The sequence below is a fragment of the Halorubrum laminariae genome, assembly GCF_024494655.1.
Lineage (GTDB): Archaea > Halobacteriota > Halobacteria > Halobacteriales > Haloferacaceae > Halorubrum > Halorubrum laminariae.
Map to the genome: position 1 here is coordinate 51247 of NZ_JANHDL010000005.1, position 24285 is coordinate 75531.

Sequence of the window (24285 nt, forward strand, 5' to 3'; positions counted from 1 at the left end):
CGACGGAGACGTTAGGTCCCCCGGCGTCGTGCGTTCCCCCGAGAGTTTTACACGCGTGCGCCTCCGATCGGACGTGTGGAGAACCGCTCGATCGTGGTCGGCATGGCCGCGACGTTCATCGGACTGACAGCCCTACTGGTCATCTCCGGGATCGTCGTCTCACCCGTCCTGCTGGCCGTCTCTCTCCCGTTCGGGCTCGTCTCGTACTTCCTCTGGTACCAAGCGAGCGGCCGGCTCCGCGACCGCGTACGCCGCGAGGCCGGCCGCGTCGGTCCGAGAGAGCGCGAGCGCGCTCGCCAGCGCGCCAGAGCCACCGAACACCGGCGCGCGGCGCACCGACGGAGCGGCGCGACCGACGGGGGATTCGGGGCGGATCGCACTCGCGAAGCCGCCGGAACACGGCGAGGGGTGGGTGCGAGCGGCAGCAACCCGCGGGACCGCGCGCCCCGGGGTGAGATGTCCGAACGCGAGGCCTACGAGACGCTCGGGCTCGATCGGACGGCGGATCAGGAGACCGTTCGGTCGACCTACCGCGAGCGGGCGAAGCGGCTCCATCCGGACGGAGAAGACGGCAACGAGGAGGCGTTCAAGGAGCTGAACGAGGCGTATGAAGCGCTGAAAGAGTAGGATTTCTCGGCTACCGCCCGCCCGCGTATGGACCGTTGACGCCCGAAAGCCACTCGTTAAGTGGTCGGCGACCCTCCGATAGGGCATGGCAGAGGCCACGGATCTGGCGGATCTGAAGCGGGGGACTGACCTAGTCAAGCGCGGCTTCGCGCAGATGCAGAAGGGCGGCGTGATCATGGACGTCGTCACCCGCGAGCAGGCGCGGATAGCGGAGGACGCCGGAGCGGTCGCGGTGATGGCGCTTGAGGCCGTCCCCGCCGACATTCGCAAGCGCGGCGGCGTCGCCCGGATGCCCGACCCCAGCAACGTCACCGAGATCATCGACGAGGTCTCCATCCCGGTGATGGGGAAGTCGCGGATCGGCCACCGCAAGGAGGCGGAGATCCTGGAGTCGCTCGGTGTCGACATGATCGACGAGTCGGAGGTGCTCACGCCCGCCGACGACGAGTACCACATCGACAAACGGGAGTTCGCGTCCCCGTTCGTCTGCGGTGCCCGCAGCCTCCCCGAAGCGCTCCGGCGAATCCGCGAGGGCGCGGCGATGATCCGGACGAAGGGCGAGGCCGGCACCGGCGATGTGAACCAAGCCGTCCACCATCAGCGCACCATCAAAAACCAGATCCGCACGCTCACCGGACTGAACTACGAGGAGCGCGAGGCGTGGGCCCGCGATCACGGCGCGCCCCGCGACCTAGTCCACGAGACCGCTGAGGCCGGACGCCTCCCCGTCGTCAACTTCGCCGCAGGCGGTATCGCGACGCCGGCGGACGCCGCGCTGATGATGTACCACGGCTGTGACGGCATCTTCGTCGGCTCCGGCATCTTCGGCGCGGAGGACCCCGTCGAGATGGGAAACGCGATCGTCGAAGCCGTCAACAACTGGGACGACCCCGACGAACTCGCCGACATCGCGAGCGGGATCGGCAAGGGGATGAAAGGGCAATCGAACGCCGACATCCCCGAGGAAGAGCAGCTGCAGGGACGCGGCGTCTGATTGGATCGGTCGTCGCCGTCGTCTCCATCGGCGGCGCGATGGCTTCTTGCGGCGTCAGCCCTAGACTCTCGCGACGGCAACTCACTCCGAGACTACGCTGCGGGCGGAGTTCGTGACCACGAGAACGCTGCTCGTCGCCATCGCGAGCGCCGCGAGGAGGGGGTTGAGAACGCCCGCGACGGCCAGCGGAATCGCGACCGCGTTGTAACAGAACGCCCAGCCGAGATTCTGTTTGAGCCGTCGGTTCGTCCCGCGTGTGACCGCGAACAGCTCCGGAACGGCCGAGAGACGGTCGTCGAGCAGCACGGCGTCCGCGGCGTCGGCCGCGAGGTCGGTCCCGCTCGCAATGGAGACGCCGACGTCGGCGGCCGCGAGCGCCGGCGCGTCGTTGCTCCCGTCGCCGACCATTGCGACGCGCTCCGTCGCGGCGAGCCGCCGCACTGTCTCGGCTTTCCCCTCCGGCGGGACCTCGGTGAACACCTCGTCGATGGTCGCGTGCGCCTCGAACCGCCGGGCCGCCTCGGGGGCGTCGCCGGTGAGCACGACGACGCGGCGACCGTCGGCCGCGAGGTCGTCGACGACCGCCTCCCATCCGTCCCGGACCTCGTCGCCGACGACGAGGACGCCCCGCACCGCGCCGTCCCACCCGACGTACACCGGGACGGTGCCGTCGCGCTCTGCGGCCGTCCCGGCCGCCACCAGCGCGTCCGGGATGCGCCACGACTCGCCCGCGAACAGCGACCGATGCCCGACGACGACATCTGACCCCTCCACGCGACCCGAGACCCCCCGATCGGTCACCTCGACAGTGGCGGCCGACGCTGCCACCGAACCGGAGTCGTCGGTCCCGGCCGCCGCCCCGCCGTCTGCGACCGCCGGTCGCCCGTCCGGTCGGTCCGATCCGTCCGCCTCGCCGTCCCCCGCCACTCCCTCGACTATCGCCTCCGCGATCGGGTGCGACGAGGCACGTTCTACCGCGGCGGCGCGCCGGCGGACGGTCTCGGCATCGACTGCGACGGTGTCGTCCGCCGTGTTGCCGGCGGCGGAATCGACCGACACCGCGTCGGTATCGTCGAGCGTGACCGTATCGAGCAGCCGCATCTCGCCGTCGGTGAGCGTCCCCGTCTTATCGAGGACGACCGTGTCGACATCCGCGGCGTCCTCGAAGACGGCGTCGGAGACGATCACGATCCCGCGGCGCGCGGCGTCGCGGATCCCCGCGGCGACCGCGAGCGGCGTCGCGAGGCCGAGCGCGCACGGACACGAGACGATGAGCACCGTGAGTCCGACGAGCGCGGCGTTCGTCGGCGATTCGCCGAGCGCGACGGTCGCCCCCGCCGCCAGAACCGCGACGACGACGACGAGCGGGACGAATACGGTCGCGAGCCTGTCGACAAGCCGCTGGACCCCGGAGCGGGAGCTCTGGATCTCCCACAACAGGCGGACGAGGGTGTCGAGCGTGCTCGTGGCGTCGTCGCCGACCTCGACGACGACCGGCGCGTCCGTCACCACCGTCCCGCCGCGCACGACGTCGCCCTCGCGTTTCGTCGCCGGCAGCGACTCGCCCGTGACGAGCGCCTCGTCGACGGCGGCGGTCCCCTCGACGACGGTCCCGTCGAGCGGCACGCGCTCGCCGGGGCGAACGAGCAGGCGGTCGCCGGGATCGACCGCATCCACCGAGACCGACTCGCCGGCCTCGGTCCGGACCTCGCGGTCCCTCGCGGTCGTCAACTCGCTGAGGACGCCCGTCGCGCGTCGTTTGATCCGCGACTCGTAGTGGGTGCCCGCGGTGACGACGAGAATGACGGCGATCGTCACGTCGAAGTAGAGATCGGTCCGACCGAGAAACATCGCGAGCGTGCTGTACGCGTACGAACTCACCGCCGCAAGCGACACCAACAGGTCCATGTTCGGCTGGCGCGCGCGGAGGCTGACGTACGCGCCCCTGAGTATTGGATATCCGGTGTAAAACAGGACGATGGAGGCAAACACCCACACCTGCGCGAACAGGTAGGTGCCCGAGACCCCGCCGATGTCGACGAGTGGGTCGAATCCGAAGTAGGTCGGGTATAAAAAGAGGACGTACCACACCATCGCCATCATCCCGAAGAACCCGCCGCCGATGAGGAACCGGACGACTGCGGCACCGTCGCTGTCGGAGTCCGGGTCCGCCCGGTCGCTCGCGGAGTAGCCGGCGACCGACAGCCGCTCCGGAAGCTCCTCGGCGGTCACGGCGTCTGGGTCGTAGTCGACCCGGATCGTGTCCGTCGCGTAGCTCGCCTCGGCGGCCGCGACGCCCGGCTGTTCGCCCGCCGTCATCTCCAGGAACGACTCGCAGGTGGCACAGTGCATCCCGTCGACGTGGAGGAACGTCGTCTCCCCGTCGAAGTCGTCGTCGGGTTCCGCGTCTGGGCGGCGCTCCTCGACGAGGTCGAGGTCGTCGGCGTCGTCGAGCGAACGCGCGACGGCGAGACACCCCCGACAGCAGAACTCGCCGTCGACATCGGGAGCGGTGTGGGGATCGGCTCCCGTCGGCAGATCACAGAGCGTGCAACTTGTCATGCGGTGTCGTGCTCTCGGAGATCGCTGGACCGAGCGACCGCGGTTTCGTCCGCAGGTACGTTCGTTGTTTCGTCCGCAGGTACGTTCGTTATGTGTCGTGTGTGCGTGTCCGTTTACGTATGTCGCGTGAGCTACCCGCCTCTACGGGGCGTCACGCCTCGTCCGTACTCGCGCTTCCGCCGAACGGACCGAGGCTACCCCCGGTGGCGACCCGAAGGCTTCCCCAGATGAGGAGCACGTTCACGAGCGTGATCGCCACGACGAATTCCGCGCGGTCGGCGATGAACACCACGGCGGGAACGAGTCCACCCAACACCAGCAACAGCGCCTGTTGGAGCGAGAAGTCCATACGGGAAGGCGGGGGGCCTGCGTCATAGGTAACGGCAAAGTTCCCACGTCGTGGGAACGAGTCGATCGTATATGGCCGGGTACGTGTAACCCCTCTCCATGGGTCAAAACGAGACCGCACACGCCGCAGACGACGTGGGCGGTGACGACGCGGAGTTCGATCCGATCGGCACGCTCACGCTCATCGGGATCTACTTCGCGATCCTCGTGTTGTCGTGGGTGTACATCTACTACATCGAGTTCCTCGGACGCGATCTCGTCGTCGTGGGGTGATCACGGTATGCATATTCACGCGTACGAGAAGCTCTGGCTCGCGTGTTCCGTCCTGTTAATCCTGTTTCTCATCGGCACGGTCACGTACGGGGCGGTCGGGCCGGGCGTGGCGATGGTGGCGGACAGCGAGCAGCCGATCGACGCACAGAACCTCGACGAGAGCGAGCGGTTCGCCGACCCCGGCGTCGAGCAGGTCGGTGAAAATGAGTACGCGGCGTACGTTGTTGCCCGTCAGTTCAGCTTCCAGCCCGACCCCATCGTCGTTCCGGCCGACAGCACGGTGACGTTCTACGTCACCTCCGCAGATGTGATCCACGGCTTCGAGGTCGTCGGCACCAACGCCAACACGATGGTGATTCCGGGCGAGATCTCGACGCTCACCGTCGAGACCGACGAGCCGCAGGAGTACGGACTCATCTGTAACGAGTACTGTGGCGCGGCACACCACGCGATGGAGGGGAAAGTCAACGTTGTCAGTCAGTCCGAGTTCGAGTCCCAGCAGAGGGGTGACGGCGAATGAGCGACGCGCTCGAAGGCGACCGGAGCTTCGTGGACAAGTTCCCACAGGAGGCGCGGATCGTCAGGTCCGCACTCCTCGGGTCCTTCCTCGCGCTCTTTTTGGGGGCGGTGTTCGGGATCATTCAGACGCTCCACCGGACCGGGATCTTCCGGGGGATCATCTCGTCGACCGACTACTACACCTCCCTGACCGCCCACGGCGTGTTCTTGGCGCTCAGCTTCACGACGTTCTTCCTCGTCGGGCTGTTCACGTGGGCGCTCACGCGGAGCCTCGACCGACCGCTCATCAACATCAAGATCACGTGGACGTGGTACCTCATGATGGCGATTGGGATGACGATGACCGGGATCTCGATCCTCGCCGGCCTCGTCGACTCGATCGAGATGAGCGCCGACGTTCTCTTCACCTTCTACGCGCCGCTGCAGGCGCACCCGATGTTCTACGCCGGGCTCGCCGTGTTCATCGTCGGGTCGTGGATCGCCGGCGCGGACTGGTTCCGGACGTTCCTCGCGTGGAAGCGCGAGCACCCCGACGAGCGGATCCCACTGCAGACGTTCATGGTGTTGACGACGATGGCGATGTGGTACATCGCGTCGTCCGCCGTGGCCGCCTCGGTGCTGATCTTCCTCCTGCCGTGGTCGCTCGGCTTCATCGACCAAGTGAATCCGACGCTCACCCGGACACTGTTCTGGTTCTTCGGCCACCCAGTCGTCTACTTCTGGCTGATGCCGGCGTACCTGCTCTGGTACACCGTGTTACCGAAGCTCGCCGGGGGCCGGCTGTTCAGCGACCCGCTCGCGCGGGTCGTCTTCGTGTTGTTCCTCCTGCTTTCGACCCCAGTCGGGATCCACCACCAGTACCTCGACCCCGGCATCGCGGAGGGGTTCAAGTTCATCTCGATGACGAACACGATGTTCCTGCTGTTGCCGAGCCTGCTCACGGCGTTCACGGTGGTCGCGAGCGTCGAGTACGGCGCTCGCCAGCGCGGCGGGACGGGGCTGCTCGGCTGGCTCACAGATCTCCCGTGGCGCAAGCCGGAGTTCACCGGGATGATGCTCGCCGGGCTGATGTTCGCGGCCGGCGGGTTCTCCGGGATGGTGAACGCCGGGATGAACATCAACTACATGATCCACAACACGATCTGGGTCCCCGGGCACTTCCACCTCACCGTGGGGACCGCGGTCGCGCTGACGTTCATGGCGGCGACCTACTGGATCTGGCCGCAGATATCGAACAAGCCAATCTACAGCCGGACGATCGGGCTGTTCCAAGTCGTCCTCTGGTTCATCGGCATGGCGCTCATGTCCAACGCGATGCACGCGCAGGGGATCTTGGGCGTCCCGCGACGGACCGCAGAGCCGGAGTACTCGGGCTTCGACTACCCGACGATGTTCGGCGGCTTCGAGGAGCTCAACATCCAGATCGCGATCGGCGGGACGCTGCTTTTCGTCTCGACCGTGCTGTTCATCGCGAACCTTGTGCTCACCATGGGGAATCCGAAGGTCTCCGGGCTCGCGGACCCGTTACCGCCCGCACTGTCCGGTCCCGACGACGCCCCACAGGTTCTCGACAACCTCCGGCTGTGGGTCGGGATCGCGCTCACGCTCGTCGTCCTCGCGTACGCGCTCCCGATCGCGGCGATCATCAACCGGGGTGGACTGCTCGGCTCGGGCGTCGGCACGTATCCCGTGTGGCTCGCGCCCGCGCTCGACCCGCTTTTGAACGCCGTCGCTCCCCTCGCTGACACCGTACGCGACGCGGCGGCCGCACTCGTCGGGGTGGTGCGATGAGCCTCGACGTGACGCGCGGCGGCCTGCTCGTGACGCTCGCCATCTTCGGCGTGATCGTCTACGAGATGCGGACCGTGCTCGATTTTGTCGGGATCGAACTGCCGCTCATCCCGTACATGGCCGCCGTCTTCGCGCTCGCCGGGCTGACGCTCTGGATCGTCTCGCTTACGGGCGGATGGCGCACCGAGCCGAGCGGCGACGATCCGGCGTAGCGACGGCGGGTCGTCACTGCGAGGTCACCTCTTTCGGCTCGTGCATCGTCAAACAGATTTGTCTACCGACCCGACGTGTCCCATGAAACGAACCCGCGTCACCGTCACGTGTGCCGACTGTTCGATGGAATCGACACACGAGAAACTCTCCGACGCGCGCGTCGTCCTCGACGATCACGAGTCGACGACGGACCACGACGTGACGTGGGAGATCGAGGCGCTCGCAGCCGGCGTGACGCGGGCCGGGGCCGACGCGGGCGTCTGCGGTCGTCCGGAGTGTGCCAACGCGGACTCACCGCTCGTCGATCCGCCGCGGCCGGACACGTCAAAAGGCAGAGACGAACGGTGAGTAAAAACGGTCGAACCAGGCGTTACCGACCGCTCTCGACCGCGACTCGCATGTCCATCGCGAGTTGTTCGGCGCGGTCGGCGTCGGCGGACTCGGCGTAGATCCGGATCTTCGGCTCCGTGCCCGAGGGGCGCACGAGGACCCACGCGTCGCCGTAGTCGAGCCGGTAGCCGTCGGTGGTGTTCGGCTCGGCGTCGGCGGTCTCGACGTACGCCCGCGCGGCCGAGAGCATCTCGTCGCGCTCGTCGCCGTCCGCGTACTCGACGTTGAGCCGCACGAAGTGGTAGTCGGTGTAGGGAGCGACGACCTCGCTCGCGGGAGCGCCGTCGGTGGCCGCGAGCAGTTCGAGGAACCGTGCGCCGATGTACGGCCCGTCGCGTGAGAGCCGATACGGCGGGAAGAAGACGCCGCCGTTGCCCTCGCCGGCGACCGGAACGGTCGTGCCCTCGGCGTGTAACTCGCGCGTGCGAGTGATGATGTTCGTCGCGCCGATGGGGGTCAGTTCGAGGTCGGCGTCGTTGGCGTCGCACACGTCGACGAGCCGCTGTGAGACGTTGACCGCGCTGACGACGGCGTCACCGGGGGCGAGGCAGACATCGGCCATCGCCGCGAAAGAGGTGTCGCCGTCGATGAACGCGCCCGTCTCGTCAACGAAGACGGCGCGGTCGGCGTCGCCGTCGTGAGCGATGCCCACGTCGGCGTCGGAGGTCGCGACGAGTCGGGAGAGCGCGTCGAGGTGCTCGGGGACGGGTTCCGACTTTCGACCCGGGAAGTGGCCGTCCGGCGTCGCGTTCACCGTCAGGACCTCACAGCCCAGTTCGCGGTATATTCGGGGTGACGCCACCGAAGCCGCGCCATGGCCGGGATCGATTGCGACCGTGAGGTCGGCGTCGGCGATCGCTTCGTGGTCGACCGCGTCGACCAGTTGGTCGACGTAGTCGTCGACGACGCCCTCGACGCTCGTCGTCGCGCCGGCAGTGCGCCAGTCGGCGTGGTCGTACTCGTCGTCGAGCACGCGACGCTCGACGCGTTCGAGCACGTCGACGGAGAGATCGACGCCGTCGTCGCCGACGAGTTTGACCCCGTTGAACTCCGGCGGGTTGTGCGAGGCGGTGACGAGCACGCAGGGGACCGCGGCGGACTCGCAGTAGTTCCCGACCGCCGGCGTCGGGACTACACCGAGCCGGTCCACGTCGCAGCCGACGGCGGCGAGCCCGCTCGCGGCCGCGTTGGCGAACAGCTCGCCGGTGGTGCGGGTGTCGCGGGCGACGGCGACGCGGTCGGCGTCCCACACCGTCCCGGCCGCCTTCGCGATGTCGAGCACGAGCTCCGGCGTGAGGTACCGGAGCGCGACCCCGCGAATGCCGCTGGATCCGAACAGCTCCATGACCAGCCATGGACCACCCGACGGGAAAGCGGTTCCGAACCGGGTGGGCTGCGGGAAGGCGGCGCGGGAGGTCGGTGTCGGCGATTGCGGCGCAGTCGGGACGGTAGTTACGGCGCGTCCGCGTGTGGCTCCGTGCGGTTCAAACCCGTGCCGCCCCACCTGATCGCATGGACCGCACGCGACGCGATCTGTTGGGACGGGGAGCCCTCGCCGCGATCGGCACGGTCGGCCTCGCCGGGTGTCTCGACTTCGCGGCCGGCGACGGCCCGCAGGGCCCCGAGGGGACGCCGGAGACGCTGACCTGCGAAGACGACGCCTTCGACCGGCTCGATCCCCCGATCGACGGCCCAGTTGAGGGAACGCTCGTCGACACGCCCTCGACGCGGCTGGAGCTGTCGAGCGAGGGCTCCGCGGAGACCTACGGTCAGTCGGTCCGCGTCGTCCTGCGGAACACCGGCGACGCGGCGACGACGACGCTCGGCGAGCACGCGTACGCCATACAGCGCGAGACGGCGTCTGGCTGGCTCGACGTTAGAGGGTCGACGACGGGCGAGACGGCCGAACTCCCGCAGGCGGAAGAGGCATTTGAGACGACCGGGGCGTACAGCTGGGAGATACGGCTCGACGAGTCGGCGATCGCGTCTGCGGTCCCCGACCTCGATCTCGAGGTCTGCCCGCCGCTCGGACCGGGGACGCACCGGTTCGTCTACTGGGGTGCCGTCGACGCGCCGCCGCTCGGCGTCGAGTTCGATCTGATCGGGTAGGCCAGTCTGGTCGGATGAAGCGGCCCGAGTGGGACAAATCGGATCAGTACGGCGTCCACGCCGACGGCTGTTCCACGCGTCCGCGGACCCGAAACTCTCGGTCGTCGCCGTCAACGCGCGTTTCGAGGACGACATCGAACGGCTCGTGGAGGGTGTGGACGACCTGCTCGTCGTGAGCCGTCGAGTTGAGTACTCCCACGAAGGGCCAGCCCTCTCCCGAGGTCTGTGAGGTCAGCACACGAGTGAACTGATAGATCCGCTCGGGGTCCCAGTACATCAACAGCTGTGAGAGCGAGTAGACGCCGACAGCGCGGTCGCGACCGGCGGAGGACTCCACGACATCGGTGAACTTGATCCCGATATCTGTGAGGTTTCCCGCGCTGGCGACGTACTTCGTCGAGGGCGTGTCGGGGCGCTTGTCGCCCTGTTCGTGGGTGACGCAGTCGATGACGATCACATCGTCGCCGTCGCGGCCGGTGATCGACTCGTAGTCACTGCGAACCTTCTCCGCGGTCCGCCCCGTCGAGATCACGATCGGGCCGTCGACCCAGTCCGCGAGCAGGCGGGTGAACAGGTCGTACTTCCCGCTCATGGGCGGGCCGCTGACGAGGACGCTATCAGCGTCCCGGACAGCGTCGGGAAGCACGGTCATGTGTCTGGATTGGAGCGAGGGCGGGTAAAACCCTTCCGAGGATTCACTTCCGGAGCATCGACGGGAACGCGAGCGAGGATGGCGGTCCCTCCCGCGGCCGCTTTGTGAGCGGCAGTTCGGTCAGCGCACCGGGCAAGGCGGCAGAAATGGGGGCGACCCGGGGCGTACCGCCGCCGTCAACCAGTTCGTCCCAGACCGCCTGCGGGTCGCCGTCGTCGGTCTCGGCGGCCGCCTCCAGCGCCTTCGTCCGTCCCTCGTCGTAGGCGAGTTCGACGAGACTTTGGTCGTACGCGCTCTCGAAGGCGTCCAACACGCGGTCTAACTCCGCCGAGTACTCGCGCCCGATCTCAGCGGCGACGCCGAGCGCGAACGCGCGCTCAACCGCCTCTTCTCGCGAGAGATCCTCCCAGTCGGTGCCGAACGTGCGGTCGTACATCAGTGTGTCACCGTCGCGGCCGACCCGACGCGAAGCCCGCCGTCGGTGAACTCGATGTCTTGGATGTCTGTGTTCACGTCGGTACCGCGCATCTTCAGCACTTGGATCCCGCGGCGCATCCCCTCGTCTTCGAGGTAGTTGTGCATGAAGACGACGCCGTGTGCGAGGTAGTGTTCCTCGGAGTACGCGCTTGGGTCGGTCATCTCCGAGATGAGAAGCGTCGTTGCGTCGGTCCGCTTCAGCGATGAAAGCAACTGGACCATCGTGTCCTCGTCGTCGTCGAGGAGGAACCGCAACAGCATGGTGGAGTCGAAGACGACGCGGTCGATGTCTCGAGAGTTGATGAAGCCGGTAAGCCGGTTGGTGACGCCGGAGTGATCCCGTCGTTCGCCCGGTAGTCCGAAGAAGCGACGACCGTCCGACGAGAACGAGTCGAGGAACGTGACTCGGTCGGTGTCGAGCGCCCGGTCGAACCCGAAGTCGTACTCGCCCATGTCCCGGCGGATCCCCGCCTTGGTCTCGTGCATGCTGATGTACAGCACATCCTCGCCGTTTCGAGCGCCCTGTGCCGCGAACTGTGAGCAGAATGTCGTCTTCCCGCTTCCCGGCGGTCCACTCACGACGTAGAGGCGGCCCTCCGGGAACCCGCCGTCGACGAGGTCGTCGAACCCGGGGACACCGCATGATGCGCGCATACGGAGAGACTCGGTGGTCACCGCATAAGGATTGGCTCCCGGTTCTCACAGGTGAGAACATCGGGAGGGTGATCGGCGAGCCCGCTCGTGGCCAGTGTCGCGCCGGCGGCGAGCGCCAGACCGCCTCAGGCTTCGGCCGATTCGCCGCTCACGTCGTCGGGCGACGAGTCGGTGACATCGCCGATATCGACGCCGTCGACATCGGGCGAGACCCAGACGACGAACCGGTCGTCAGACTTGACGATACCGCGGACGCCCTCGTCTTCGACCGTCGTTCCCCGGTCCACGTCCTCGGGCGCGACATCGCGCACCTGAAAGACCTCGTCGACCATCCAGCCAACGGTGCCTCCCTCGTCGATTTCGTCGTCGTCGAAGACAACGATCCGCTCGCGGGGGCCGTCCTCCTCGATGGCGAACAGCGTCTTCGGGTCGACGATCGTCGTCGTTCGTCCACGGAGGTCCATCACGCCCTCGACGTGCTCGGGCGAGTTCGGGATCCGCGTGAGTTCTCCGGCGTCGACGATCTCGTCGATCACACCGATGTCAAGACAGTACGTTCCGTCACCTAAGCCGAACTCCAGCACCTTCGTCGGTTCGGCGTCCGCTTCCGTGGCTGCCATACGAACTCGTGCGGCGAAGTCACCAATAACCGTGTCCCCTGAATTATCAGCAGTGATTAGCGGGGGCGTGCATTTATGCTGATTCTGCGACCGCTTTCGAGTATGAGTAGGACGACGGATCGGCGGGGGAGCCACGACGGATCACCGCGAGTGGTGGTCGTCGACGACTCGCCGTTCATGCGCGGGTTGATCGCCGATCTCCTGACAGACGCAGGCGTCGCGGTCGTCGGCGAGGCGGGCGACGGCGCTGAGGCACTGTCAGTGGTCGCCGAGACGGGGCCTGACGTGGTGACGATGGACGTGGAGATGCCCGGAATGGGTGGTCTAGAGGCCGTCGAGCGGCTGATGGACGAGACGCCGACGCCGGTATTGATGCTGTCGGCACACACGGACGAGGGAGCCGAAGTGACCTTCGAGGCGCTCGAACGCGGCGCGGTGGACTTCTTCTCGAAGCCCGGCGGAGAGGTCTCGACAGGCGTCTCCCGGGAGTCCGACCGGCTCGTTGAGGCCGTCAGGTCTGTCGCGGACGCGGATCTCGCCGCCGCGACGTGGGACCGACGCGAGCGATCGGGCGGAGCGACTGCATCGACCGCATCGACCGCATCGGCCGCCGGATCGGCATCGAGATCCGGGGGCGGATCGGCGAGTGCAGCAGGGCCCGGAGCCGAAGACGATCTAGACGACCCGCTGACGGTCGTGATCGGTGCGTCGACCGGCGGACCGAACGCGGTCGAGCGCGTCATGTCGGCGCTGCCGGTGGCCGACTGTCGAGTCGTCATCGCTCAGCACATGCCGGAGGCGTTCACGCCGCGCTTCGCCGACCGCCTAGACGCCGCGTCGGCGTACGACGTGCGGGAGGCGACCGACGGCGCGCGGATCGGTTCCGGCGAGGCGCTCGTTGCCCGCGGCGGAAGCCACACCCGCATCGACAGCTACCGCGCGGGCCGGCTCCGCGTCAAACTCGATGAAGACGATTCGCAGTCGGTCTCGCCGGCCGCGGACGTGACGATGCGCTCCGCGGCCGAAGTCGTCGACGACCCGCTCGTGGGCGTCGTGTTGACCGGGATGGGCTCCGACGCCGCCGAGGGGATTCGAGCGATGTCCGAGGTCGGCGCGCGGACGATCGCCCAGAGCGAGGACACCTGTGTCATCTACGGGATGCCGAAGCGCGCGGTGGAGTCCGGCGGCGTCGACGAGATCCACGATCTCGACGATGTCGCCGACGCGATCGTGGGGGGTGAGGCCTGATGGACTCGCACCGCGCCGCGTTCGTTGCCGAGGCGGAGGACGGAATTACGGACCTCAACAACGCGCTGCTCGCGCTCGAATCCGACCCCGAGGACGCCGCGGCGATGGACGACGTGTTCCGCGTCGCCCACACCCTGAAGGGGAACGCGGCGGCGATGGGGTACGAGGATGTCTCTTCGTTCGGCCACGCCTTGGAGGACCTGCTTGACGCGATCAGACAGGGCGACCGCGAGGTGACGCCCGAGGTGATGGACCTGCTCTTCGAGGGCGTCGACACCGTCGAGGCGATGGTCGCCGAGATCGCCGATTCCGGCGAGGTGACGACCGATCCGTCGGACCTCGAGGCGCGGCTCCGCGAGATGGAGGAACATGGGACCGTCGGCGGCGAGGATGTTGCCGGCGGAGCCGGTAGAGGCGGTGGAGGTGCTGGAGACGCCGGCAACGCCGGCGACGATACCGCCGAAAGTGCGAGCGACGCGGACCCAGCCGAGGACCCCGGTGCTGACGCACCGGACGACGACACCGGAGACGACACCACAGCCGACGGCGACGCAGTCGCCATCCCCGACCGTCCCGCGGGTGTCGCGGACCTACCCGGCCCCGTCGTGTACGCGGACGTGACGATAGGCGAGACCGCGATGGCGGGCGTCGACGCCACGCTCGTCGTGCAGGCGCTCGACGGGAAATTCGACGGTTTCGTCACCGATCCCGACCCGGACGCCTTAGAGGACGGCGAGTACGACGAGAGCTTCGACGCGTTCGTCGGCGGCGCAGAGCCCGACGTGGTCGCAGAGGGGCTCTCCGCGCTCACGCAGGTCGAATCGATCGCGACCGCCCTCGTCGACGGGGAGAGCGACGCAGGCGACGCCGGAAGCGGCGGATCGGCCGAAAACGACGCGACCGATTCGGATCCGGCCGAGGACGCAGACCCCGCCGAGGGCGCGGTCGATTCGGTCGACGCCGACGATACCGACGAGAGCGGTGTCGGCGACGACACGGACGAGAGCGGTGTCGGCGACGACACGGACGAGAGCGATGTCGGCGACGGCGCGGACAAGGGTGACGAGAGCGGCTCTGCGCCAGACTCCGGCTCCAAGTCGGGCGACGAGATCAAGTCGATCCGGGTCGACGTCGACCAGGTGGACGAGCTGTACGGGCTCGTCGAGCAGCTGGTGACGAGCCGGATCAAGCTCCGGCGCGAGCTGGAGGGGATGGACGCCCAGTCGGACGCGTTAGACGAGCTCGACAAGCTCGCGTCCAGCCTGCAGGACACCGCGATGGACATGCGTCTCATCCCGTTCTCGCAGGTGTCCGACTCGTTCCCGCGGCTCGTCAGAGACATCTCGCGCGACCTCGACAAGCGGATCGACTTCGAGATAGAGGGCGACGACGTGGAGCTCGACCGGACGATCCTGACGGAGATGCGCGACCCGCTCGTGCACGTGCTCCGGAACGCCGTCGACCACGGGATCGAATCGCCCGACGAGCGCGAGGCGGCCGGGAAAGATCCGACCGGAACCGTCCGGCTCACGGCCGAGCGGGAGCGCGACCACGTGATCATCGAGGTCGCCGACGACGGCGGCGGGCTGGACCCCGACCAACTCCGCGAGAAGGCGGTCGCCGAGGGCGTCAAGAGCCCCGAGGCGGTCGAGGCGATGGACGACGACGAGGCCTACGACCTCGTGTTCCACCCCGGCTTCTCCACCGCGGAGGAAGTCACCGATGTCTCCGGGCGCGGCGTCGGGATGGACGTGGTTCGCACGACCGCGCGCGACCTCGACGGCTCCGTCGCCGTCGAGAGCGAGCCCGGCGAGGGGACGATCGTCCGCTTCCGGCTGCCGGTCACCGTCGCCATCGTGAAGGTGATGTTCGTCGACGTGGGCGGCACGGAGTACGGCATTCCCATCAAGTCGATCGCGGAGGTCGCCCGCGCTGACGACGTGGAGGAGGTCCACGGCGACGAGATCGTCCGCCACGAGGACGACCTGTACCCCGTGATCAGGTTGAACGACCGGCTCGCCGGCGCGACCGGGGAGGCGATCGCGCCCGGCTCCGGCGCGGGCGGCTCCGACGGGGCCGCAGCGTCCGACGAAACCGCGGCACCGGGCGAGGCGGCGACACCCGACGGCGGAACCGTCGCCGACGCGGCCGGGAGCGACGCGCCCGGCTCCGGCGTAGGCGGATCGGATACCGGGGCGGCCGAGGAAGGCGCTCCGGAGTCCGCAACCACCGACGTCACGGGGATGCTCGTTCGGATCCGCGAGGAGACGAGACAGGTGGCGCTCCACTGCGACGCCGTGTTGGACCAAGAGGAGGTCGTCGTGAAACCGCTCGACGGGCCGTTGTCGGGGACGCCGGGACTGAGCGGTACGGCGGTCCTTGGCGACGGCGACGTCGTGGCCGTACTCGACGTGGTGAGCCTATGAGCGGAGAAAGCGAGACCCCCTTTGAGGGCGTGCTCCGGCAGATCGACGACACGGTGCCGTTCGAGCCGGGGTACTACAACGAGTCGTACCTCGACCGACGGATCACGGCGCGGATGCGCCGGAGAGACACCGAGTCGCACGCGGAGTACGAGCGGCTGCTGCGCGACGACGCCGACGAGCGACAGGCGCTGATGGACGCGCTCACGATCAACGTGACGGAGTTCTTCCGGAACCCCGAGATGTGGGACGTGCTCCGCGGCGTGCTCCGCGAGAAGACGAGCGACAAGCGCCGGGTCCGCGTCTGGTCTGCCCCGTCGGCCGACGGCCGCGAGGCGTACTCGATCGCGATGTTGGCCTGTGACGACGCCGAGATAGACGAGTCTCGCGTCGAGGTGCTCGGCTCCGACATCAGCGAGGAGGCCCTCGACAACGCCCGCGCGGGGACGTACCACACCACCAGAACGACCGACATCGCGAGCGAACTCGAACCGCTCTCGGACCCCGATCGGTACGTCGAGCGAGACGGCGACACCTTTCAGGTCAAGCCCGCCGTCCGCCGGCTCGTCGACTTCGAGACGCACGACCTGATCCGCGACGGGGCGCGCGATCCGTTCGACGTGGTGTTGTGTCGGAACCTGCTGATCTACATCGACGTCGACCACAAGGGCGCGCTGTTCGACACGCTTGAGGCGTCACTGGCCGACGACGGCGTCCTCGTCCTCGGGATGACGGAGAGCGTCCCGCCGGACCGGTCGAACCGATATGAACCGATCGACAAGCGACGGCGGGTGTTCGAGAGGGTCTGATGTCTCTGTATCAACACGCACGGGACGGGAACGTCGAACGACTCCGAGACGCGATGGGCAGCGACAGCGCCGCGGTCAGGCGGCGCGCGGCCGAGTTCCTCGGCGAGGTCGGCGACGGGGGCGAGCAGGCGACCGTCGACGCGCTGCTCCGAGCGGCGACAGACGACGAGGACGGGGAGGTCCGTGGTGCCGCAGTCGATGCGCTCGACGAACTCGGCGACGGGGCACTCGAACAGTTGCTCTCGGAACTCACCGGGACGACGGGCTCGGAGGCGGAGTGGGTGACCGCGCGGAAGTTCGCTCGGGCGCTGCAGGCCGACCGCCCCGAGCTACGGATGGCCGCGGCGAACGCGCTCAGCCGGCTCGACGACGCGAGCGGCCTCTCGCACCTCGTCGACGCGCTCGACGATGACGACCCGCGCGTCAGGCTCCGCGCCGCGCAGGCCTGCGGCACGTTCGCCGACGCCCGCGCCGTCCCCGGACTCACCGGTCGGCTCGACGACGAACCGCGAGTCAGGCGGGCCGCGGCGAACGCGCTCGGGAGCATCGGGACAGACCAAGCGCTCGGGGCGCTCTTGGATCTCCTCGACGAGTCGGACGAATCGCTTCGGCGGATCGCGGCGGGCGCGCTCGGCAAGGCGAACAACCCGGAGCCGGTGGAGCCGCTCGCGCGGGCGCTCGGCGACGAGAGCGCGGTCGTTCGCAACGCCGCGGTGTACTCGATAATCGAACTGCTCTCGAACGTCCCGACCCAGCAGAGCCACGCGGTTCGCGACCGTGTCGTCTCAGAGCTGAAGTCGGCCGACGACGAGACGGTGGTCGAGCCGCTGGTCGAGATCCTCACCGACGGCCAGCAGAGCCGACAGCGCCGGAACGCCGCGTGGATCCTCGGTCGGGTCGCGGAGTCGGGCTCGACGCTCGCGGTCGAGGCGCTCGCGGAGGCGCTCGCCGACGATGACGCACAGACCGCGCAGTTCGCGGCCACGAGTCTCAAGAATCTCGGCGGGCCGATAGTCGAGGACCGCCTTCTCGACCGGATCGGAACCGAACACCCCGAAGACGCCCGCGCGAAGGCGGTGTTCGTGCTCGGACAGGTGGGCGGACAGGAGACGCTGAATCGGCTCGAAGACCTCACCGACGACGAGAGCTCCGCGGTCAGAAAACGGGTGTTTTCAGCGGTCTCGAAGCTCCGAGCGGGGGGACCCTAAATGCCCGACGGCGAGTACAAGGTCGCGGACACGCAGGGGCGGTTCGCGGTCGCCGTCCGCGACGGCCGCAAGGTGAGCGACGTCTCGTGGACGCCGGGACGCGTGCTCCTCTCGAACCGACGGCTAATCTTAGCCGGCAACGACGGGAAGCGGACGGTCCCGCTCTCCGACCTCCGCGGGCTCGGCGGCCGACAAGACGCGAACCAGTCCGTCGCGCGCGTGTCGAATTACGTGAGCTTCGATCTGGGCGATCAGGTGTTGCTGGTCGCGGCGGCCGAACACGAGGAGTTCGAGCGCGACGTCTACCGAGCGCTGCTCGACCAGCGGACGGTGATGGCGAAACACCCGGCGATCGAGGGCGGGGTCGTGCAGGACACGGGATGGGAGCAAGCGCGGGTGAAGATAGACGAGAACGGGCTCAACGCGGCGCTCGAAGGCGGCGCGTTCGTCGAGTTCGACCTCGACGACATCAGCGGACTCGACGCGGCCAAGCGAACCGTCAACGGCGAGAAAAAGCCCGTCATCGAGGTCGCACACACCGACGACGAGGGAACGAGCATCGAGACGCACGTCGCCGGCGAGCCGAATCGAATGCGCTTCGTCGAGGCGTGGCTCCGCAAGGGCGAGGAGCGAAGCTCGACGAACGTCGACCTGTCCAGCCGCGACCGCGAGGTGCTGATGGCGCTGTACTCCGGCGTCTCGCCGTTCGAGATCCCGTCGTTTCTGGGGATGGACGTTGACGACGTGGAGGAGACGTTCGAGCGACTCGTCGACCTAGATGTCGTCGAGGAGGTTCGCGTACGCCGCGAGGTCGCGCTCAACTCCCGCGGCCGCAACATCGCCAGCGAGGCGATGAACGAACAGTGAGGTGCTGTGCGAACAGTGAAATCCCGGCTACGAGACGCGCCGAACGTCGGTGATCTCGAATCTCGCGCCGCCGTGCTCGCTGTCCGTAATGGCGATCGACCAGCCGTGCGCGTCGACGATCTCCTGTACGATAGAGAGCCCGAATCCCGTGCCGTCCTCCGTGCTCGTGTGTCCGGCGTCGAACACCTCCGATTGCTCGGCTTCGGGGATACCGGGCCCGTCGTCCGCGACGTAGAAGCCGTCGGCGAGGTCTCCGACGGTGACCGTCACGTCACTTCCGCCGTACTCGACGCTGTCGTCGGCCCCCGGCCGACTGCCAGTCGAGCCGTGCTCGACGCTGTTCCGGAAGAGGTTCCCGAACAGCTGTCGAAGCCGACTCTCGTCGGCGTGAACCGTCTTCGCGGTCTCGATACCGATCGCGGCGTCGCCGGTGTCGACCGTCTCCCAGCTCCGTGACGCACACGCCGCGAGGTCGACCGGCTGCGTCTCGTCGACCGATCGGCCCTGTTTCGCGAGCATGAGGATGTTCTCGATCAGCTCCTGCATCCGCGTGTGTGCGTTTCGGATCGTGTCGATGTGCGGACTGTCACACTCCTTCGCGAGGAGGTCGAGGTGTCCCGTCGCGACGTTCAGCGGGCTCCGGAGGTCGTGGCTGACGACGTTCGCGAAGTCTTCGAGCTCCTCCGTTCGCCGTTCGAGCCGTCGTTTCGCCTCGTTCCGGTCCGTGATGTCGATGTACGTCGCCAAGACATCGGTCTCGTCGCCCCACGAGAGCGGCGTGGCGGTCAAAAGGAAGGTTCGGCGGTCGCCCGCGGCGGTCCGTCGAGCCACTTCTCGATGGACCCGTTCGCCGTCCCGTACCTGCGCGTTTATTTCGGTGGCTTCCTGCGAGGCCGCGTCGTCGACGATGAACGTGTCGAGCGGTGAGCCGCCGAGTTCACGGGCGGAGAAGCCGAACGTCTCGCGAAACGCGTCGTTGGTCTGTTTGACTACCGGATCGCCGCCGTCGAATGCCGCGAGCACGAGCGGCGCGGGCACGGCGTCGAGCAGGGCAGCGAACCGGTCTCGCTCGCGTTCGAGCTGTTCCTGATACTGACGAAGTTCCGTTATCTCCTCGTTGACGGCGACGAACCGCGTGATATCTCCCGACTCGTCCGTGACTGGCGATATCGTCTGGGCGGCGACGTACCGCTCGCCCGACCGGCGCTCATTGATGATCTCCCCATCCCAGACATCGCCGCCGAGGATAGTGTCCCAGAGCCGCTCGTAAAACCGATCGTCGTGAGCGCCGGACTGCAGGATGCTGGCGTTGCTGCCGACGGCCTCCTCGGCGGGATAGCCGGTCTGGTCTTCGAACGCCGGATTGACGTACTCGATCTGCCCGCTCAGATCCGTCCAGTATATCGAGTGGCCGGCGTGTTCGACCGCCTCCTGAAACGCCCGCAGCGCGGTGGCTGCGTCCTCGTCAGAGGCCATTGGCTGATAGTATCCGAGGTGGTATGTTAAAACGAACGAAACGTGTACCGACCTCGGCCCTGCAGCCGTGTCTGCGCGAGCCGCGTGCGTATCTGCGCGATCGAGAGGCAGCCGAACGCGCCCGCCACGCGGAACGCGACGCCCCGGACGCCCGGGGTTAAGTTCACCCGGCCACGAACACGGCCATGACGAACGAGCGGACGCGAACGACCCTCGACGTGTCGGGGGACGCGAGATGAGCGGTGCGCGGATCGGCGTCGACGTGGGCGGGACGTTCACCGACGTGGCGCTGTCGCTGGACGGGGAGCTCGTGACCGCGAAGGTCCCGAGCACCGAAGACCAGAGCGAGGGCGTGATCGCCGGGATCGAGAAGGCGTGTACGGAGGCGGGCGTCGACCCGGCGCGCGTGAGCGAATTCTCGCACGCGATGACCGTCTCGGTCAACGCGCTTCTCGAAGGGGACGGCGCGCGGACGGCGCTCGTCACGACCGAGGGGTTCCGGGACGTACTGGAGATCGGTCGGCAGGACCGACCGGCGCTGTACGACCTCGACGCGGAGAAGCCGGAGCCGCTCGTTCCCAGACATCGCCGGTTCGAGGTGGACGAACGGGCGACGGCCGACGGGGTCGAGCGGCCGGTCGACGATGACGAGGTCCGGGCGCTCGCCGCGGAGATACGCGAGACGGACGCCGAGTCGGTCGCCGTCTCGCTCCTGCACGCGTACGCCCATCCCGAGAACGAACGCCGCGTCGCGCGGGTGCTCCGGGACGCGCTCGACGTGCCCGTGTCGGCCTCCCACGAGGTTCTCGCCGAATTCCGCGAGTACGAGCGGACCTCGACGACGGTCGTCGACGCGTACGTGCGGCCGGCGATCGACCGCTACGTCGGGCGACTCACGGAGCGCGCGAGAGATATGGGCGTGCCGCAGCCGCGGATCATGCAGGCGAACGGGGGGATCACGGACGCCGACACCGTCAGGCGAAACGCGGTCACGACCGTGCTCTCCGGGCCCGCAGCGGGTGTCGTGGGCGCGAGCGCGATGGCGGGCGAGGGCGACGACGACAGGACGGGACTGGTCACCTTCGACATGGGCGGGACATCGAGCGACGTGAGCCTCGTCCGCGACGGCGAGGTCGAGCGAACCACGACTGGCGTGATCGCCGATCGGCCCGTCAAGACGCCGATGGTCGACGTCGAGACCGTGGGGGCTGGCGGTGGGTCGATCGCGTGGATCGACGCCGGCGGGGCGCTCCGAGTCGGGCCGCGCTCGGCCGGGAGCGACCCCGGCCCCGCCTGCTACGGGAACGGGGGAACGGAGCCGACCGTCACCGACGCGAACCTCGTCTTGGGCTACGTCGGGGCGAGCACCCGCCTCGGCGGCGAACTGTCGCTCGACGCGGACGCCGCCCGCGACGCGCTCGCGACGCTCGCAGACGAGGCCGGAATGGCCGGCCCGCTCGCCGCCGCGCGCGGCGTCTACCGCGTCGCCAACGCGAACATGACCCGGGCGATCCGCTCGGTGACCGTCGAGCGCGGCCACGATCCGCGGACGTTCGACCTCGTCGCGTTCGGCGGCGCGGGGCCGATGCACGCGCTCGCCGTCGCCGCCGACCTCGACATCGACCGGGTGGTGATCCCGCGCGCCTCGGGCGTCCTCTCGGCGTACGGACTGCTCGCCGCGGACGAGAAGCGCGACGCGGTCCGGACGCATCAGCGCTCGCTCTCCGAGGCCGATCCCGACGCGGTCGACGCCGTGTACGAGACGCTGATCGCGGAGCTGTTGGCGGAGGTCGGCGACCGCGATACCGCGACCGTGCGCAGCGCCGCGGACTGCAGGTACGCCGGCCAGAGCTTCGAACTCACCGTGGACGTCGAGCGGCCGTTCGACGCGGCGGACACGCGCGATCGGTTCGCGGCGGCCCACGAGGCCGCGTACGGCTACCGGGCCGACGAGCCGGTCGAGCTAGTGAACTGTCGCGTGACGGTCGCTGTCGCGCGGGACGCGCCGCCGGTCGCGCACGACGCCGCCGGCGACCCGGTGACGGGAACCCGCGAGGCGGCGTTCGCGGGCGAGCCCCGTGAGACGCCCGTGTACGCGCGGGCTCGGTTGCGGTCCGGTGAGACGGTCGACGGTCCCGTCGTCGTCGAGGGCGACGAGAGCACGGTGGTCGTCCCGCCGAGATGGAGCGTCCGGGTGCGCGACGACGGCGCACTGCTCGCGGAGGTGAGCGCGGCGTGAGCGACGACGGCGAGACGAGCGATATCAACCCGGTGACCCTGGAGATCCTCCGGAACCAACTGGAGAGCGTCGCCGCCGAGATGGGCCACGTGCTCGTTCGCGGCGCGTACTCGCCGAACATCAAGGAACGCCGGGACTGCTCGACGGCTATCTTCGATGCGGCCGGGCGGCTGGTCGCGCAGGCGGAACACATCCCGGTCCACCTCGGCGCGATGCCGGACGCGGTGGAGACGGTTCTCGAAAAGGATCCGAAGCCGGGCGACGTGTTCGTCGTCAACGACCCGTTCGCGGGCGGAACGCACCTGCCAGACATCACGCTGGTCTCGACTATCGCGCCCGACGACGAGGTGATCGGCTTCGCGGTGTCGCGGGCGCACCACGCCGACGTGGGCGGCAGCGCGCCCGGGAGCATGCCGCCGGGCGCGCGGGAGATCTACGAGGAAGGGCTCCGGCTGCCGGCGGTCCGGCTCGTCGACGGCGGCGAGCCGAACGAGGCGGTCCGCGACCTGATCCGGGCCAACGTCCGGACGCCGGACGAGCGCGAGGCCGACCTCCGGGCGCAACGCGCCGCGAACGCGCGGGCCGAAGAACGGATCGGCGAATTGCTCGACGAGCACGGCCCGGTCCTGCTCGACGCGTTCGACGCCGTCATCGACTACTCCCGCGAGCGCGTCGAAGCCGAGTTCGAGTCGCTTCCGGACGGAACGTATCGAGCGCGAGACATCTTGGAAGGCGACGGCGTCACCGACGAGGACGTGCCGATCGCGGTGACCGTCACCGTCGACGGGGCCGCGCTCGACGTCGATTTCGCCGGGACCGCAGACCAAGTCGTCGGCAACCTCAACGCGCCGCTGTCGGTCGCAAAGAGCGCGGTGTATTTCGTCGTCCGCGCGGTGACCGATCCGGACATCCCGCCGAATCACGGGTGTTACGAGCCGGTGACGGTGTCGGCACCTGAGGGGTCGGTGCTCGACCCCGATCCCCCGGCCGCGGTCGTCGGCGGAAACGTCGAGACCAGCCAGCGGGTCATGGACGTGACGCTCGCGGCGCTCGCGCCGGCGGCCCCCGACGCGATTCCGGCCGGCGGACAGGGGACGATGAACAACCTCATCATCGGCGATCGAAGCGGGTCGTTCACCTACTACGAGACGATCGGCGGCGGCTTCGGAGCCCGCCCCGACAAAGACGGCATGGACGGCGTGCAGGTGGGGATGACGAACACGCTCAACACGCCCGTCGAGTCGGTCGAGACCGAGTACCCGCTCCGCGTCGAGCGGTACGCGTTGCGTCCGTCGAGCGGCGGCGACGGCCGGTACCGCGGCGGGTTGGGCCTCGAACGGACCGTCACCGTCGAGACCGACGCCACCGTGTCGCTGTTGACGGAGCGGCGGCGGACGGCCCCCGCGGGACTCGACGGCGGCGAGGATGGCGCGACGGGGGAGAACCGCGTCGGCGGCGATCCTGTACCCGCGAAGGCGTCCGTCGACGTCGAGGCCGGGACAACCGTCTCGATCCGGACGCCCGGCGGCGGAGGATACGGCGACCGGGACGAGCGCGCCCCGGCGGCGAGAGCGCGCGATCGGCGCGACGGGAAGGTGGACGACCGGCGCGACGGGAAAGTAGAAGATCGGCGCGACGGGAAGATGAACGACCGGTGACCAGCGGAAATATCGACGACCGGTGACCAGCGGAAATATCGACGACCGGTGACCAGCGGAAACGCCGGCTCACCGTGCCAGCGGGGATCTCGAGGTGAATCGCCACCCTGCCGGCAGCCCTGCCGGCC

23 protein-coding genes are annotated in these 24285 nt (G+C 68.5%); 15 read left to right on the forward strand and 8 right to left on the reverse strand.

All coding sequences use genetic code 11. The features are described from left to right. Positions 1-75 precede the first annotated feature (75 nt). Both NO887_RS10330 and pdxS read left to right on the forward strand, forming a co-directional pair. Positions 76-627 carry a J domain-containing protein gene (locus NO887_RS10330; RefSeq protein ID WP_256418207.1) on the forward strand — a complete coding sequence of 184 codons (552 nt, stop codon included), beginning with the start codon at positions 76-78 and terminating at the stop codon, positions 625-627. 85 nt (positions 628-712) lie between these two features. After that, positions 713-1621: a pyridoxal 5'-phosphate synthase lyase subunit PdxS gene (gene pdxS, locus NO887_RS10335; protein ID WP_256418208.1), complete on the forward strand. Its 909-nt coding sequence runs from the start codon at positions 713-715 to the stop codon at positions 1619-1621. A gap of 81 nt (positions 1622-1702) precedes the next feature. Here pdxS and NO887_RS10340 read toward each other — a convergent pair whose 3' ends face one another. Next, on the reverse strand, positions 1703-4183 hold the full coding sequence (locus NO887_RS10340; protein WP_256418209.1) for a heavy metal translocating P-type ATPase: 2481 nt from the start codon (positions 4181-4183) through the stop codon (positions 1703-1705). Between the two features lie 151 nt (positions 4184-4334). Beyond that, the gene (locus tag NO887_RS10345; protein ID WP_256418210.1) at positions 4335-4532 is read right to left on the reverse strand and encodes a DUF8131 family protein; all 198 of its coding nucleotides are present in this window, start codon (positions 4530-4532) and stop codon (positions 4335-4337) included. Positions 4533-4630: 98 nt separating this feature from the next. On the opposite strand from NO887_RS10345, the gene NO887_RS10350 reads away from it, so the two are divergent. The 5 genes from NO887_RS10350 (at position 4631) to NO887_RS10370 (ending at position 7675) form a co-directional block, all read left to right on the forward strand. Further along, complete coding sequence (locus NO887_RS10350; protein WP_256418211.1) at positions 4631-4804, forward strand: hypothetical protein; 174 nt, start codon at positions 4631-4633, stop codon at positions 4802-4804. A 7-nt stretch (positions 4805-4811) separates the two neighbouring features. After that, positions 4812-5324: a cytochrome c oxidase subunit II gene (locus NO887_RS10355; RefSeq protein WP_256418212.1), complete on the forward strand. Its 513-nt coding sequence runs from the start codon at positions 4812-4814 to the stop codon at positions 5322-5324. Next, positions 5321-7114 (forward strand): b(o/a)3-type cytochrome-c oxidase subunit 1, encoded by a 1794-nt coding sequence (locus tag NO887_RS10360; RefSeq protein ID WP_256418213.1) that lies wholly within the window; start codon positions 5321-5323, stop codon positions 7112-7114. Before NO887_RS10355 ends, NO887_RS10360 begins: the two co-directional genes overlap by 4 nt. Continuing rightward, entirely contained in the window at positions 7111-7326 is a 216-nt protein-coding gene (locus NO887_RS10365) for a CbaC protein (protein WP_256418214.1), read from the forward strand. The genes NO887_RS10360 and NO887_RS10365 overlap by 4 nt, the downstream gene beginning before the upstream one ends. A gap of 82 nt (positions 7327-7408) precedes the next feature. Beyond that, the gene (locus tag NO887_RS10370; protein ID WP_256418215.1) at positions 7409-7675 is read left to right on the forward strand and encodes a DUF7542 family protein; all 267 of its coding nucleotides are present in this window, start codon (positions 7409-7411) and stop codon (positions 7673-7675) included. A gap of 22 nt (positions 7676-7697) precedes the next feature. Here NO887_RS10370 and glmM read toward each other — a convergent pair whose 3' ends face one another. After that, positions 7698-9062, reverse strand: a complete 1365-nt coding sequence (glmM, locus tag NO887_RS10375) for a phosphoglucosamine mutase (RefSeq protein WP_256418216.1) — start codon at positions 9060-9062, stop codon at positions 7698-7700. 167 nt (positions 9063-9229) lie between these two features. Here glmM and NO887_RS10380 point away from each other — a divergent pair, with 167 nt between their 5' ends. Further along, the gene (locus NO887_RS10380; protein ID WP_256418217.1) at positions 9230-9826 is read left to right on the forward strand and encodes a hypothetical protein; all 597 of its coding nucleotides are present in this window, start codon (positions 9230-9232) and stop codon (positions 9824-9826) included. Positions 9827-9869: 43 nt separating this feature from the next. Here the strand turns inward: NO887_RS10380 and NO887_RS10385 are convergent, their stop codons facing one another. From NO887_RS10385 to NO887_RS10400, 4 genes are all read right to left on the reverse strand, one after another. Further along, positions 9870-10478: a DUF7504 family protein gene (locus NO887_RS10385; protein ID WP_256418218.1), complete on the reverse strand. Its 609-nt coding sequence runs from the start codon at positions 10476-10478 to the stop codon at positions 9870-9872. A gap of 43 nt (positions 10479-10521) precedes the next feature. Further along, a complete protein-coding gene (locus NO887_RS10390) occupies positions 10522-10914 on the reverse strand; it encodes a DUF8057 family protein (RefSeq protein WP_256418219.1) in 393 nt (130 codons plus the stop codon). Next, the gene (locus NO887_RS10395) at positions 10914-11609 is read right to left on the reverse strand and encodes an RAD55 family ATPase (protein ID WP_256418220.1); all 696 of its coding nucleotides are present in this window, start codon (positions 11607-11609) and stop codon (positions 10914-10916) included. The genes NO887_RS10390 and NO887_RS10395 overlap by 1 nt, the downstream gene beginning before the upstream one ends. Positions 11610-11734: 125 nt before the next feature. Continuing rightward, positions 11735-12229 carry a chemotaxis protein CheW gene (locus tag NO887_RS10400; RefSeq protein WP_256418221.1) on the reverse strand — a complete coding sequence of 165 codons (495 nt, stop codon included), beginning with the start codon at positions 12227-12229 and terminating at the stop codon, positions 11735-11737. Between the two features lie 102 nt (positions 12230-12331). Here NO887_RS10400 and cheB point away from each other — a divergent pair, with 102 nt between their 5' ends. The 5 genes from cheB to NO887_RS10425 are packed head-to-tail and all read left to right on the forward strand — an operon-like array spanning position 12332 to position 18784. Further along, complete coding sequence (gene cheB, locus NO887_RS10405) at positions 12332-13477, forward strand: chemotaxis-specific protein-glutamate methyltransferase CheB (protein ID WP_256418222.1); 1146 nt, start codon at positions 12332-12334, stop codon at positions 13475-13477. Next, entirely contained in the window at positions 13477-15903 is a 2427-nt protein-coding gene (locus tag NO887_RS10410; protein WP_256418223.1) for a chemotaxis protein CheA, read from the forward strand. The genes cheB and NO887_RS10410 overlap by 1 nt, the downstream gene beginning before the upstream one ends. Further along, positions 15900-16709 (forward strand): CheR family methyltransferase, encoded by an 810-nt coding sequence (locus tag NO887_RS10415; RefSeq protein WP_256418224.1) that lies wholly within the window; start codon positions 15900-15902, stop codon positions 16707-16709. The genes NO887_RS10410 and NO887_RS10415 overlap by 4 nt, the downstream gene beginning before the upstream one ends. Beyond that, on the forward strand, positions 16709-17917 hold the full coding sequence (locus tag NO887_RS10420) for a HEAT repeat domain-containing protein (RefSeq protein WP_256418225.1): 1209 nt from the start codon (positions 16709-16711) through the stop codon (positions 17915-17917). The genes NO887_RS10415 and NO887_RS10420 overlap by 1 nt, the downstream gene beginning before the upstream one ends. Beyond that, a complete protein-coding gene (locus tag NO887_RS10425) occupies positions 17918-18784 on the forward strand; it encodes a CheF family chemotaxis protein (RefSeq protein ID WP_256418226.1) in 867 nt (288 codons plus the stop codon). A gap of 27 nt (positions 18785-18811) precedes the next feature. On the opposite strand, the gene NO887_RS10430 is transcribed toward NO887_RS10425, so the two are convergent. Continuing rightward, positions 18812-20260, reverse strand: a complete 1449-nt coding sequence (locus NO887_RS10430) for a PAS domain S-box protein (RefSeq protein ID WP_256418227.1) — start codon at positions 20258-20260, stop codon at positions 18812-18814. A gap of 235 nt (positions 20261-20495) precedes the next feature. Here NO887_RS10430 and NO887_RS10435 point away from each other — a divergent pair, with 235 nt between their 5' ends. Further along, positions 20496-22499 carry a hydantoinase/oxoprolinase family protein gene (locus tag NO887_RS10435; RefSeq protein WP_256418228.1) on the forward strand — a complete coding sequence of 668 codons (2004 nt, stop codon included), beginning with the start codon at positions 20496-20498 and terminating at the stop codon, positions 22497-22499. Then, positions 22442-24157: a hydantoinase B/oxoprolinase family protein gene (locus NO887_RS10440; RefSeq protein ID WP_379811744.1), complete on the forward strand. Its 1716-nt coding sequence runs from the start codon at positions 22442-22444 to the stop codon at positions 24155-24157. The genes NO887_RS10435 and NO887_RS10440 overlap by 58 nt, the downstream gene beginning before the upstream one ends. The last annotated feature ends 128 nt before the right edge of the window (positions 24158-24285 follow it).